This window comes from Runella rosea, from assembly GCF_003325355.1.
Classification (GTDB): domain Bacteria; phylum Bacteroidota; class Bacteroidia; order Cytophagales; family Spirosomataceae; genus Runella; species Runella rosea.
This window is the reverse complement of the sequence record NZ_CP030850.1, coordinates 936,813-949,259: the sequence shown is the minus strand read 5'-3', so window position 1 is coordinate 949,259 and position 12,447 is coordinate 936,813. Positions and strand designations below refer to the sequence as shown.

The following is a 12,447-nucleotide window of genomic DNA, read 5'->3' as shown; positions in this document are numbered from 1 at the left end:
AAGGCTTTTTGAGTATAAAAAAGCCTTTATCTTTTTTTATGGCTATTATCAATTCTGCCGTATGAACTATCTAAATTTAGCCGTAATTCTTTTCTTACCGTCTCTTTGTTTCGCCCAAAAAAGCCCCATACAGTACGTCAACCCTTACATTGGGTCAGCCCCTGCGGTTACTGAAAGTGCCCGTCGGCACAGCGAAGGAGCCAGTGAATTGCGAGGGCAAATCTCACCTGTGATTGGCCATCCGCATGGTATGACCACTTGGACGCCGCAAACCCGTTCAACAGAAACAAAATGTATTGCTCCTTACTATTACAACGACCCTAAAATCAATGGATTCCGGGCTTCGCATTGGCTCAATGGAAGTTGCGTACAGGATTACGGGAGTATGGCTGTTATGCCCGTTTCTGGAAAACTGAAGGTTTTGGCAGAAGAGAGAGCTGCCAGTTTTACACACACAAATGAGGTGGTTACACCCGCTTATTATTCCGTTGAACTCCTTGAATCAAAAATTAAAGCCGAACTCACCGCTACCCAACGAGCGGGGCTTTTACGGTTTACCTTTCGTCAAAAAGAAGCCGCTTATTTAGTCATTGAACCCAACAGCGACGAAGGAGAGGGCTATGTAGAAATTTTTCCAGAGCGTAAAGAAATTGTGGTTTTCAATCCCGTCCACCGGATTTATCAAGGAGCAGGGCAACCCGCAGGATTCAGTGGGTTTTATGTGCTCACTTTCGAAAAATCTTTTAAATCTTACGGGACTTGGAAATCTAACGGTGTTCAACATTCTGAAAGACAGGCGAAAGGAAATGGGAGGCGTGAGAATGTAGGGGCTTATGTAGAATTTGAGTCTGAAGAAAATCTCGTCGTCAATGTACGGGTAGGAACATCATTTACTGATTTGGAAGGGGCTCGACGAAATCTTGATGCCGAACTTTCGACCCTGAATTTTGACCAAATCAAGCAGAAAGCCGAACAGGCTTGGAACCTCGAATTGGGTAAAGTAAAGGTGAAAGGAACTGAGCAAGATAAAACCGTTTTTTATACCGCTTTGTATCACGCCAAACATACGCCACGTCTTTTTTCGGATGTTGACGGGCGCTATCCGGGTTTTGCGGACGACACTCAAATATATACCGCCAACGGATTTGATTATTACTGCGATTTCAGTCTTTGGGATACCTTCCGGGCGGCCATGCCACTGCACGTGTTGTTGGAGCCAAAACGTACCGGCCACATGATGCAGTCATTGACCAAAAAGGCTGAGCAAGGCGGATGGATGCCCATTTTTCCGTGTTGGAATCAATACACCGCCGCCATGATTGGCGACCATGTGGCTTCGGTTGTGGCCGATGCTTACGCCAAAGGAATTAGAAATTTTGATGTTCAGTCGGCCTATCAGTATTTACGTAAGAATGCTTTTGAGGCCAACAAAGACCCCAAAAGCTATGAGTCAGGGAAGGGGAGAAGGGGTATGGAAAGTTATTTAAAATACAACTACATTCCCCTAGAAGATTCTGTATGGCAGGCTTTTCACAAGCGAGAGCAGACCTCCCGTACCCTCGAATATTCCTACGACGATTTTTGCCTTAGTACCCTTGCCAAGGCGCTAGGCCATACCGAAGATCAAAAAACGTTGGCGTTGAGAGCGGCTAATTTTCGGAACGTCATTGATCCTCAAACTGGCTGGGCGCGCGGAAGGTATGCCGACGGTCGTTGGAGCCCTAATTTTAACCCTTTTGCCTTGAGAGCTTCGTTCATCACCGAAGGCTCCCCCGCCCAATATACTTGGTTTGTTCCGCATGATGTGGGTGGATTGATGAAAATCATGGGCGGCCGAGCGCCTTTTATCGCTAAATTGGATTCAATGTTTGAAAAAGGATACTACTGGCATGGCAACGAGCCAGGCCATCATACCTCTTATTTGTATTCCTACGGCGGCGCTCCTTGGAAAACCCAGCGTTGGGTACGTCAGTTGATCAAAGAGGAATACACTGCCGACCCAGGTGGACTCAGTGGCAATGAAGATGGCGGACAGATGTCATCGTGGTTGGTGTTTAGCATGATGGGTTTTTATCCCGTATGTCCTGGAAAACCCGTTTATATTTTGGGCAGTCCGAGTTTTAATGAGCTGTCGGTGACGATGCCGAACGGTAAATTGTTCAAAATAAATGCGACGGATAATTCACCTACAAATGCCTACATTCAGTCGGCTTCGTTGAATGGCAAACCGTTTTCAAAGCCTTATTTAACCCATGAACAACTGACAAAAGGAGGAACGTTGGTGTTGAAAATGGGTCCGAAGCCAAATGAGACATGGGGGAGTAAGGCGCCTGAGTTGTCATCTGATTTTTAAGGGGAACATTCCCATTCTCGACCGACGTATTAAAAAATAACGTAAATTGTCCGGCAATAACTTACTTCCTTTTCTAACAATATGAACAACCTAATTAGTGGAATCCAGCAAGTGGGCATTGGCGTTCCGAACGCCAACGAAGTGTGGAAATGGTATCGGAAAACGCTGGGATTGAACGTACCTATTTTTAATGACGAAGCAGATGCAAAATTAATGACGAGTTATACCTCAGGGGAGGTACGCCGCCGTCACGCCATTATGGCCTTAAATATGGCAGGGGGAGGTGGAGTTGAAATCTGGCAATATAAAAATAGAGTTCCTGTAGAGCCTTCGTTTATTCCTGAATTAGGAGATTTAGGGATTTTCGCCATCAAAATCAAATGCCTTGATGTACCCAAGTTTTATGCGCAATTGGCTGATTCTGAATATAAATCTTCTCCAGAGAACTCGCCTGAACAACGGGCGAATTTTTGGCTGAAAGATTGCCGTGGCAACTTGTTGCAAATTGTACCGAATGAGTCTTGGTTTCGTCCCAACGGCTCACTTACGGGTGGTGTTTGCGGAGCGGTGATTGGCGTGAGTAACATGGAAAAAGCCATTCAATTTTATGCCAATACGTTGCAGATTGACCAGATTGTATATGATAAATCGGGAAAATTTGATGATTTTGATTTTGTGGACGCCAAACAACAAAAATTTAGAAGAGTACTGCTTCGTAAAACCCTTGGAGAAACGGGTGCTTTTGGAAAACTGTTGGGAGGTATTGAAATAGAATTGGTGCAGGCGCTTGACCGTTCACCGCGTAAAATCTTTGAAGACCGTGACTGGGGCGATGCGGGTTTTATTCACTTATGTTTTGACGCCCTTGACATGAATGCCCTAAAAACACGTTGCGAAGCCAATGGCTTCCCCTTTACAGTCGACAGTGCCGACTCGTTCGACATGGGAGAGGCAGCGGGGCGCTTTTCATACGTCGAAGACCCTGACGGCACGCTCATTGAATTTGTGGAAACGCACCGCGTGCCGATTCTTAAAAAATTAGGCATTTATTTGAATCTTAAAAAGCGAAAAAAACAAACGCATCTACCAGATTGGATGGTTGCCACCCTGGGTTGGGGCAAGGTGAAAGATTAAAAAAACGGCTGAGTCATGCTTGTTTTTCAAGATGACTCAGCCGTCTACAATGTTGTTTATCTTATTTCAGGTCTTCGATTGGAATGGGTTGATTTCGGTCCCATAAAGCCGTTACGTTTACAATTTTCCATTTTCCATCCTGCTTTTCCATGATGCGCGTTTCCGTGCTGTGGGTGTAGTGTGTCATCTTTTGGTCACTGTTGTACTGGTTCCAAATGAGGTACGCTACATCACTGCTGAAAAACTTTACAATCATGTCTTTGCGGACAACTTTGGGGTTGTTGCTTCCTCCAGCCCCTGGCTTGTTGTCTTCAATATATCGTCCAATTTTGTTGTCAACTGCTTCCCACCCGATTTTTGGGTCAAAATAGCCATCTTTACTCCAAACTTGGAACGCATAGTTTGCCTGAACGAAGTTTTCTTTCCAGCAGTTGTAATCACCCTTGAAAAAGCACGAGGTCTCATTTTCAATGGTCTGCATGATAGCTTTTGTTTCCTTTTCTTCATCAATAGGAGTCATGGAAGAATTGGTTTTGCTATCGACATCATTGCAGGCGGTCAAAGCACAAAAAATGATTAACAGGGCAAAAAGTGTTGTTTTCATAAATACATATTTTTTTAAATGTAAAGATTATGCACTTACCCTTGTCGCCCGTCAAAGAGCCTTTTTATTGGCGTTTGACGATACAATGAATATCTTTTAATTTGTTAACAATTCCAAATAAAGTACAAATTATTTTTGAATTAGTACCTTTTTCTTGTTAAGAAGACAACTGATTCATTCGTTGTTGGAATTTTTTCGGAGATTCGCCCAGGTATTTTTTGAAGAGTCGAATAAAATACGAATAATCATCGTAGCCAAGTTGGTCCGCCACTGCTGATACGGTCAGGTCGTTGTAAATCAGCATTCTTTGCGCTTCTATCATTACCCTTTTAAGAATCAAATCTCCCGTGGTTTGATGAAGGGTTTCTTGACAGATTCGGTTTAGATGCCGCGTGGTCATGTGCATCAAATCTGCGTATTCGTTCGGGAGTTTTTTTGTTTTATAGTGTGTATCAATCAATTTTTCCAACTGTTTGACCCGCACATAATGGCCGTGTTGGTTGTTAACCTTCAAACTTTCTTCTTTATATAAACGCGCAAGTTGAATATAGACTATGTCAATCAATGAAACCAATTTATCATACTTGTAAGGTAAGTTTCCTTGATGCTCCTCAAAAATCGCTTTGAATAGCGTTTCGAAATGCAATACCTCCTGCGCTTCGAGATAAATCACGGGGTAATTGGTTTGAAGATAAAAGAACGGAAAATGGTCTAACTTTCGAGTAAGATATACGTCGTTGTAAAATGCCTGTGTATGAAAAAAGACGTAACCCTCCACATCTTCTGACAACTCCCAACTGTGGACTTGGCCTGGTGTAAGTAAAAAAACGCTGCCAGCCCGAACTTCGTAGGTATTGAAATCAATGTTATGCAAACCGCTTCCCGAGGTGAATAAGATGGCAATAAATGTACTGTGTTTGTGCGGAGTATTGACAAATTGGTGGCTTTCGAGGTGGGTTTTTAATTCATTGGCATAAAAAGAATGGACCATTCCTGGTTCCAAAAAGGCATTAATGCCGTAAATGGGCAGTTGCTTCATGATAAAAAAGAGAAATGTCTGAATAGTCCTGTTTTTAGCTACAAATATGCGTCATTAAAACCAATGAATGGCTTTAATTTTGTATTATAAAAAATACAACAACCATGTCTCTCATTCATTTAATGCAAAATAAATGCCCCAAATGCCACCAAGGGCAAGTGTTTAGTACCACAAACTTATTTAGTTTCAGACCCGCAAAAATGCAGGAAGAGTGTTCGCATTGCCGTCAAAATTTCAGCAAAGAGCCAGGCTTTTATTGGGGGGCCATGTACGTGAGTTATGGATTGGCCACGCTCGAAATGGCGCTGGCCTACGTTTTGTTAATCTCAATCGGTATTGATGCTTTTGATTTCTTAAATCTTGCGGTTTGTATTGCCCTTGTGTTGGTGCTTTTTCCGTTTAATTTCCGAATGGCACGACTGATATGGCTCTATCTTTTTACTAATTTGATAGAATCATAACAGTATAGAAAGATGAGTCAAAAGGCGTAAATTTGTTCAAATTTGCGCCTTTTGCCTTCCCCAAACTCCGTTATTCAGCAGCGAATTTTTCCCATTTTGCCAAAACGGCCATAAAATCTTCTGGTAATTCTGATTCAAACTGCATCCATTGTTTGGTGCGGGGGTGTTCAAATCCAAGGGATTTGGCATGCAGTGCTTGGCGCGGCATGAGTTGAAAACAATTCTCAACAAAGGCCCGGTAGCTACCGCTCGTAGTGCCGCGCAAAATCTTGTCGCCGCCGTAGACAGAATCACTAAAAAGCGGATGCCCAATGTGCTGAAAATGCGCCCTGATTTGGTGGGTACGGCCCGTTTCCAGATTGCACTGAACCAGCGAAGTATATTTAAAAGATTTCAACACTTTGTAGTGCGTTACGGCGTGTTTCCCCTGACTTCCATCCTCGTACACATCCATCACTTTACGGTCGCGGGCGCTTCGGCCAACGTGCCCTATGATCGTTCCTGCGTTTTCTTTGGGTTCTCCCCATACCAACGCTTCGTAAGTACGCTCGGTGGTATGTTCGAAAAATTGACGGGCAATGTGCGCCATGGCATATTCAGTTTTGGCAATCACCAACAGCCCCGAAGTATCTTTATCAATGCGGTGAATCAACCCTGGCCTTGCTTCCCCATTTCTACCCGTGGGTAAATGTTGAAAATGATACACCAGCGCGTTGACTACCGTTCCAGACCAGTTGCCGTAAGCGGGGTGAACGACCATTCCAGCGGGTTTGTTGAGCACTAATACTTCATCATCTTCGTACACAATGTTTAGCGGTATATTTTCGGCCACAATATCGGTTTCGCGCGGGGGATGCGGCATTGACACCGTTATGATGTCAAAGGGCTTGACTTTATAACTTGATTTTACCGCTTTATCGTTTACCTTAACCGATTCAGTTTCAATGGCATTTTGGAGCTTGGTACGCGTAACGTTTGAAAGATGATGTTTGAGGTATTGATCAATCCTCATCAAGGTTTGCCCACGGTCAACAACGATTCGGTGATGTTCATACAATTCATCTTCTTCGTCGGTTGTAAGCAATTGATTTTCCGTCATTGAAATATTTTTTTAAATTTCGCAATAATTTCCTGAGAATTGCGTTTCTTGGGCTGATAACTACTCTTAATAATTGATTAACTTATGGACTACAACCAAGGACAAAAGAAAGATCGTAAAAGCCTACTTCTAGCTGCATTGGCAATTTTAGCCCTTCTAAACGTGGTTCTTATCTATTTCTTTTACAAAGAACGGGAAAAGAACAAAGAACAAGAAACGGTAATTGCCGCCAAGACGGAAGAAGTGGTCGCCGCAAAAATGAAACTCGACTCCATTTCGGCGCAATTGGATGCAAAAATAGCTGAAATTCAGCAGTTAGGTGGCCAAGTTGATTCATTGGTATCATTGAAACAACAACTTGAAAAGGATAAAGCCGCTTTAAGAAATGCGTCAAGTGCCGCATCGGTAGATATTTCTAAATACAAACAGAAAATTGCCAACTATGAAGCTATCTTGGTTCAAAAAGACTCAGATATTGCCAAGTTGAAGGAGGAATTAGGAATTGTAACGGCTCAAAACCAAGAACTTAGCTCGAAAGTTACTGGACTCGAAGGAGAAAAAGCCTCGTTGCAGAGAACCTTCGAAGATTCTGTTGGTCAGTTGAGTAATAAAAACCGTGAATTGGCGGAGAAAGTAACGATTGCATCGGCGCTGAAAGCTGAAAAGATTGCGGTAAACGCCGTTTCTTCTAAAGGAAAAGAACGTGATGGAGGAGCTTATCGCGCCAAACGTATCGACAAACTCAAAGTTGATTTTGACCTTGCTGCCAATCCTATTTCCCCCAACGGAGAGCGTGAAGTTTACCTCCGTATCCTTGACCCCGAAGGTGCCGTGATGGCCGATATGGCTACTGGTTCGGGTACTTTTGTGTACTCAGGTCGGGAAACAGTCTATACTGCAAAACAAACCTTGAATTACAGCAACGAAGGCTCGCAGGGGTCTATCATTTACTCACGTGGTGGAATTCCGCTTAAAAAAGGCGAACACACCATAGAGTTGTATTGCCAAGGATTTAGAATTGGTTCGACTACCTTCAAAGTTCGATAGGCTTTTGGTTAAATAATAGTGCCGTAAGAGTTAATGGTTAACGAGTTAAGCCCTGTATTCTTAACTTATTATCCATTAACTCTTAACTTTTTTAGGACTAACCCCTTAATAATCACATTTAAACGTTATTTTTGTAGATAAGTAAACTTTTTTACGCGAAATCTTGTAGAACTTTCAACAATTCATTAGTTTTCGCATCAAACATAAAACTATCATAATTTAAGTACTGAATGGCTCAACAACAACGCAGACCTTTTCGACCCGTTAGACAAGAAGAACCGTACCGCATCAATGAACGTATCCGCGTCCCCCAAGTTCGTTTAGTTGGTGAAAATGTCCCCCAAGGTATATACGATATTCAACAAGCTATAAAGTTTGCGGAAGAACAAAACCTTGATTTGGTAGAGATTTCGCCCAATGCAGTTCCGCCCGTTTGTAAAGTAATTGACTATTCCAAGTTCAAATACGAGCAAAAGAAAAAGCAGAAAGAAATCAAGGCCAATGCCCAAAAAGTGGTCATCAAAGAGATTCGCTTCAGCCCAACAACTGACGATCACGATTATGACTTCAAACTGAAGCACGCCATTAACTTTCTGAAAGAAGGGGCTAAAGTAAAGGCTTACGTGCAGTTTTCAGGTCGTGAAATTGTGTTCAAAGACCAAGGTTACAAGCTTTTGGAACGATTTGCCAAAGCATTGGAAGAAATTGGGAAAGTAGAACTTGAACCGAAACTCGAAGGAAAACGCATGAGCATGATTTTGACTCCCAAGGCAATAAAAAAATAGCCTCTTGCGAATATAATTTTCAATCGAAGAGAGCATTTGTGCACTTTCATCTTTTGAAAAAATAATAAACGAATAAAGCATTGGCCACAGATTTTTCTGTAGTCAGTGCTTTTCCTGTTTTTGATGTACGAATCTTATTTTTATGGCTCAGCCCTGATTTTTTGAATTGAAAAGGGGAGAATTGAACGAGGGTTTTACTTAAACAAGATAATCAAAACTGCCCCGACCACCATGATGGTGGCCCCGGCGAGTTTTCGTCCTAATTGCTTTTCTTCAAAAAACTGTACCCCAAACAACACACTCACCAAGGCCGATACTTGAAACAGCGCCAAGGCGTAACTCACCTGAATTCCCTCAAAAGCATAATTGGTTGAAAGTTGCATCAATCCCGATGAAAGCCCTAGTGCCAAGAAATGCCACTTATAATCTTTGAGAATACGAAAGTGAGGACGAAAAGACGTGTTTTTTTGGGTATATAGGAACGCAACAAAAGAAAACAAGAAACCACCGATGCACCAAGAAACAAAAGCAAGGTTGGCGTTGGTGGCAACGATGATTTTTTTGAGATAAAGTGCGTCGATGGCCGAGAAAAATAAGGCCAAAAAACGGTATTGTACATCCTTTTGTTTGAAAATGGCCCAGCTGAAACCTTGCGTGGAAGAAGGTTGGTTGATGACAAAATAACTGCCAGCAATAATTAATAACATTCCTACAATACCCCATGCATTGGGAATTTCACCCAATAAGAATAGCCCAAATAGGAGGCTTACTAAGGCTTTATAGGCATTGATAGGACCCAGAACCGACAAGTCGCCCCGGTGGAGTGATTTAACCAGAAAATAATTGCCAGCTACGCCTAACGTGTTAAAAATGACAGAGTTATACCAAAATAAAATAGACAAGTTTTTGGGTATATCAGGCAAAAGGTAAAATAGACAACCGATGCTCAAAATCCCGTAGGTACTGGTAACGACAAAAAGGGGATGGGCTTGGCGCTGGGTTAGGTACTTTTGGAAAACGTTAGATACTGGGTTTACCAAAATCCTAACCCCAATCGCCAAGGCGGTAGTAGATATTAAAAATAAAAGCATTTGCTTTTTCTACGTCAATTTGAGGTTTTTGGGATCCCAATTCACCACTTTTTTCTCAAAATAGCTTTTGTTGCAGGCCAATACAGGAGCGGCCGCCCGGAATCCAAAAAGTGGGTCTTCTACCACTGGTGTATTATTTAATATCCCTTCGAAGAAGTTGGCAAAGTGGTTTTTGTGCGCGTCATCCTCTTTGGGTGCGTCAAAAAGCACTTCTTTTACGGGTTCGGGCGTTCGCGTTTCGGTGGGGTACTTGGCATCATAAGCGGCGAGGTATTCCTGTTGCTGCGCGTTAGAAAACGTGCCAAAGCTTTCACCGTTACCGTATCCGGGAGCTGTGGCGAGTTTGCGTTTGGTTAAAGTGAGAGAGTTTCCGCCAAAGGTAATTTCGCCCTCGTTACCAACAATGCGGGTCACGTTTTTGATAGAGCCCGCGTTGGCAAAATTGACCCTCAGCACCATCTGAAAGGAATCTAATTTGCCCATAGCGGGATATTCCATGGTTGCGACCATGACGTCGGGCACGTCGCGGCCGTCTTTCCAGTAGGAGAGTTGACCTGACGAAAAAATACGATTAGGCCCCAACGAGCCCGTTACGAAGTGAACACCCGTAATGAGGTGGATAAACAAATCGCCCGCTACGCCCGTACCGTAGTCGCGGTAGTTGCGCCAGCGGAAAAATCGTACGGGGTCAAAAGCCCGTTTGGGGGCATCTCCCAAAAATGTTTCCCAATCAATGGTTTTGAGTGAGGCATCGGAGGGAATCGAATATTGCCAAGCACCAATGGCGTTGAAACGGTCGTTGGTTGATTCAATAAAATTAATCATGCCGATATCGCCCGCTTCAACAAGTCGTTTGGCCTCTTTAAAAGCCGCCCCGCTGATGCGTTGACTGCCTACTTGCATCACTTTACCAGCTGCTTTGGCGGCGGCAATGACCGCCGCTCCCTCTTCGATGTGTTGCACCATTGGTTTTTCACAATAGACGTGCTTGCCCTTTTTGAGGGCCGCAATCGAAATTCGGTCATGCCAATGGTCGGGTGTAACGATAAGTACCGCATCGACGTCTTTTCGTTCGAGGACTTCGCGATAATCGCGGGTCGTAACGACATGATTTCCAAATACTTCTTTGGCGTGGGTTAGACGTCCATCATACAAGTCGGCCACGGCTACCAATTCACACATTCCAGTGCGCAGTGCAGCGTTTGTATCCGAAAATCCCTGAATTCCCATCCCGATAGTAGCGATTCGGATTTTATTGTCGTTCAGGCTTTTGATGATATTAAAATGAGGAACAGCGGTTGAGGCAGTAACAGCACCTAATTGTTTGACGAAGGTGCGACGATCAGTTTTCATATTCAATGGGGGAATCAGGGTTGACGAAGAATAAATTGCTAATAACTAAAAGGCAATCATGTTGTTACCTTACTTTTTCGATGAATGATTTTCCGTAAAAGCCATCCTATAAATAGAACGACTAACACAAACGCAACGATGGGAAACCAGAACGTAAAAAAAGTAAACAAAACGGATAGAATATTCTCAAACGTCGCCACGACGGGATTGGCCATTCCGCCGCTGAACTTTGTGGAAGCCAGCCGAACCATGCTTGTTCCAGCCTGAATAAAGCCAGCCGTGCCACCGCCCATGATGAGCCCGAGCCCCCAATGCAAAACGGGGTTGTCAATCTCAACAAACGAAGTGGTCAACAGTGTACCTGCGGCAAAAGCGGCGGGTGTGGCAATGGTATCTAGTAGATTATCGACCCAGGGAATGTAATATCCCCCAATTTCAAGTACAGTTGCGGTGGCTAAAATCCCGATGGCGGTCCAAGTCCCCATCCACTCAAAGCCCGTGGTGACATTGGCCAAATCGAAGTGAACCGCCAAACTACTCAGCAGAAGTGGCACAAACACCCGAAATCCCGAACAGGCAGCTAAACCAACGCCTAAACAGAGGCTGAGGAAGATTTCCATACTTTTACTTTATGGCGTATGCTGTCACCGTATTCTTGTAAAAATTGGGAATAAGCACCGTTTTTGTCTGTGGAATATAGCCGAAGTCGGCGGTGTTGACCTGAGGGTTTTTGCTATCGATAAGTTTCCAGACTTTACCATCAGGTTTTACATAATACACTTCGCCGTGCCAGCACGAAATCAGGTAATCGTCGCCGTAGCGAAGGATGCCGTCGGCGGTTTTGTTGGCCACGGCCCAAGAGGTGTATTTTTTGGTGGCATAATCCATCTTCCAGAGGTTTCCTGAACCCGCCGAAGCCACAATGAGCTGGTCTTTTTCGGCAAAAACGCCGTTGGGGCCCTGCAAATTGGGGTCGTCCAAAAACAGTTCCATTTTGCCGTCGGCGTAGCGGTAGAGTTTATGGCCGCGCGAATCACTGACAAACACTTCGCCTTTTGGGCTTACGCTCACGTCGTTGAGCATGACTGAATTAACGGCGGCGTGCCGATTGAGGATTTTGCCCGTTTTTAAGTCAATTTCTACCAAATCTTTCAAGTCGGCAACAAACAAGGAATTTTTGAGAATCCCCATGCCTTTCGGGTCGTTGAGTCCCGTAGCCCATTGCAGGGTTTTGATTTTGCCATCGGTGCCTAAAACCGAAATAAAGCCGTCACCATCAGGGTTTTCAACGTTGACTTTATTGATGTTGGCGACAAAAAGCCGTTTTCCCTGTGGGTCATATTGTACAGATTCTGGCGTTCGCAATAACGTATCAGATTTCCATAGTTGATTCAAACTGACGGGGGCGCTGTCTTGAGAGAAAGCGGGACTGAGGAGGCAAAAACTGAGAAGGCCAAGAATAAAAATGTAAGTTTTCACGG

The 12,447-nt window shown here is 43.8% G+C and carries 12 protein-coding genes; 5 read left to right on the top strand and 7 right to left on the bottom strand.

What is annotated here, in order from left to right; translation table 11 throughout:
• Positions 1–61 precede the first annotated feature (61 nt).
• Positions 62–2,353, top strand: a complete 2,292-nt coding sequence (locus DR864_RS04115) for a GH92 family glycosyl hydrolase (RefSeq protein WP_114065761.1) — start codon at positions 62–64, stop codon at positions 2,351–2,353.
• Positions 2,354–2,434: 81 nt separating this feature from the next.
• Positions 2,435–3,487, top strand: a complete 1,053-nt coding sequence (locus DR864_RS04110; RefSeq protein ID WP_114065760.1) for a VOC family protein — start codon at positions 2,435–2,437, stop codon at positions 3,485–3,487.
• A gap of 61 nt (positions 3,488–3,548) precedes the next feature.
• On the opposite strand, the gene DR864_RS04105 is transcribed toward DR864_RS04110, so the two are convergent.
• Positions 3,549–4,091 (bottom strand): nuclear transport factor 2 family protein, encoded by a 543-nt coding sequence (locus tag DR864_RS04105; RefSeq protein ID WP_114065759.1) that lies wholly within the window; start codon positions 4,089–4,091, stop codon positions 3,549–3,551.
• 157 nt (positions 4,092–4,248) lie between these two features.
• A complete protein-coding gene (locus tag DR864_RS04100) occupies positions 4,249–5,130 on the bottom strand; it encodes an AraC family transcriptional regulator (protein WP_114065758.1) in 882 nt (293 codons plus the stop codon).
• A gap of 104 nt (positions 5,131–5,234) precedes the next feature.
• Here DR864_RS04100 and DR864_RS04095 point away from each other — a divergent pair, with 104 nt between their 5' ends.
• Positions 5,235–5,591, top strand: a complete 357-nt coding sequence (locus DR864_RS04095) for a DUF983 domain-containing protein (RefSeq protein ID WP_114065757.1) — start codon at positions 5,235–5,237, stop codon at positions 5,589–5,591.
• Positions 5,592–5,661: 70 nt separating this feature from the next.
• On the opposite strand, the gene DR864_RS04090 is transcribed toward DR864_RS04095, so the two are convergent.
• Entirely contained in the window at positions 5,662–6,690 is a 1,029-nt protein-coding gene (locus tag DR864_RS04090; protein WP_114065756.1) for an RluA family pseudouridine synthase, read from the bottom strand.
• An 84-nt stretch (positions 6,691–6,774) separates the two neighbouring features.
• Here DR864_RS04090 and DR864_RS04085 point away from each other — a divergent pair, with 84 nt between their 5' ends.
• Positions 6,775–7,737, top strand: a complete 963-nt coding sequence (locus DR864_RS04085; RefSeq protein ID WP_114065755.1) for a DUF8428 domain-containing protein — start codon at positions 6,775–6,777, stop codon at positions 7,735–7,737.
• Between the two features lie 230 nt (positions 7,738–7,967).
• Positions 7,968–8,522: a translation initiation factor IF-3 gene (gene infC, locus DR864_RS04080; protein WP_114065754.1), complete on the top strand. Its 555-nt coding sequence runs from the start codon at positions 7,968–7,970 to the stop codon at positions 8,520–8,522.
• A 194-nt stretch (positions 8,523–8,716) separates the two neighbouring features.
• Here the strand turns inward: infC and DR864_RS04075 are convergent, their stop codons facing one another.
• From DR864_RS04075 to DR864_RS04060, 4 genes are read right to left on the bottom strand one after another with little or no spacing between them, the layout of a single operon-like run.
• On the bottom strand, positions 8,717–9,613 hold the full coding sequence (locus DR864_RS04075) for an EamA family transporter (protein ID WP_114065753.1): 897 nt from the start codon (positions 9,611–9,613) through the stop codon (positions 8,717–8,719).
• Positions 9,614–9,622: 9 nt separating this feature from the next.
• Positions 9,623–10,966: a Gfo/Idh/MocA family protein gene (locus tag DR864_RS04070; RefSeq protein ID WP_114065752.1), complete on the bottom strand. Its 1,344-nt coding sequence runs from the start codon at positions 10,964–10,966 to the stop codon at positions 9,623–9,625.
• Positions 10,967–11,022: 56 nt separating this feature from the next.
• The gene (locus DR864_RS04065; protein WP_114065751.1) at positions 11,023–11,586 is read right to left on the bottom strand and encodes a DUF4126 domain-containing protein; all 564 of its coding nucleotides are present in this window, start codon (positions 11,584–11,586) and stop codon (positions 11,023–11,025) included.
• Between the two features lie 4 nt (positions 11,587–11,590).
• A complete protein-coding gene (locus DR864_RS04060; RefSeq protein WP_114065750.1) occupies positions 11,591–12,445 on the bottom strand; it encodes an NHL repeat-containing protein in 855 nt (284 codons plus the stop codon).
• Positions 12,446–12,447: the final 2 nt, after the last annotated feature.

Bases quoted from the DNA above. Each gene is read 5' to 3' on its own strand.
- DR864_RS04115 (WP_114065761.1), top strand. From the start codon at position 62: ATGAACTATCTAAATTTAGCCGTAATTCTTTTCTTACCGTCTCTTTGT.
- DR864_RS04110 (WP_114065760.1), top strand. From the start codon at position 2,435: ATGAACAACCTAATTAGTGGAATCCAGCAAGTGGGCATTGGCGTTCCG.
- DR864_RS04105 (WP_114065759.1), bottom strand. From the start codon at position 4,091: ATGAAAACAACACTTTTTGCCCTGTTAATCATTTTTTGTGCTTTGACC.
- DR864_RS04100 (WP_114065758.1), bottom strand. From the start codon at position 5,130: ATGAAGCAACTGCCCATTTACGGCATTAATGCCTTTTTGGAACCAGGA.
- DR864_RS04095 (WP_114065757.1), top strand. From the start codon at position 5,235: ATGTCTCTCATTCATTTAATGCAAAATAAATGCCCCAAATGCCACCAA.
- DR864_RS04090 (WP_114065756.1), bottom strand. From the start codon at position 6,690: ATGACGGAAAATCAATTGCTTACAACCGACGAAGAAGATGAATTGTAT.
- DR864_RS04085 (WP_114065755.1), top strand. From the start codon at position 6,775: ATGGACTACAACCAAGGACAAAAGAAAGATCGTAAAAGCCTACTTCTA.
- infC (WP_114065754.1), top strand. From the start codon at position 7,968: ATGGCTCAACAACAACGCAGACCTTTTCGACCCGTTAGACAAGAAGAA.
- DR864_RS04075 (WP_114065753.1), bottom strand. From the start codon at position 9,613: ATGCTTTTATTTTTAATATCTACTACCGCCTTGGCGATTGGGGTTAGG.
- DR864_RS04070 (WP_114065752.1), bottom strand. From the start codon at position 10,966: ATGAAAACTGATCGTCGCACCTTCGTCAAACAATTAGGTGCTGTTACT.
- DR864_RS04065 (WP_114065751.1), bottom strand. From the start codon at position 11,586: ATGGAAATCTTCCTCAGCCTCTGTTTAGGCGTTGGTTTAGCTGCCTGT.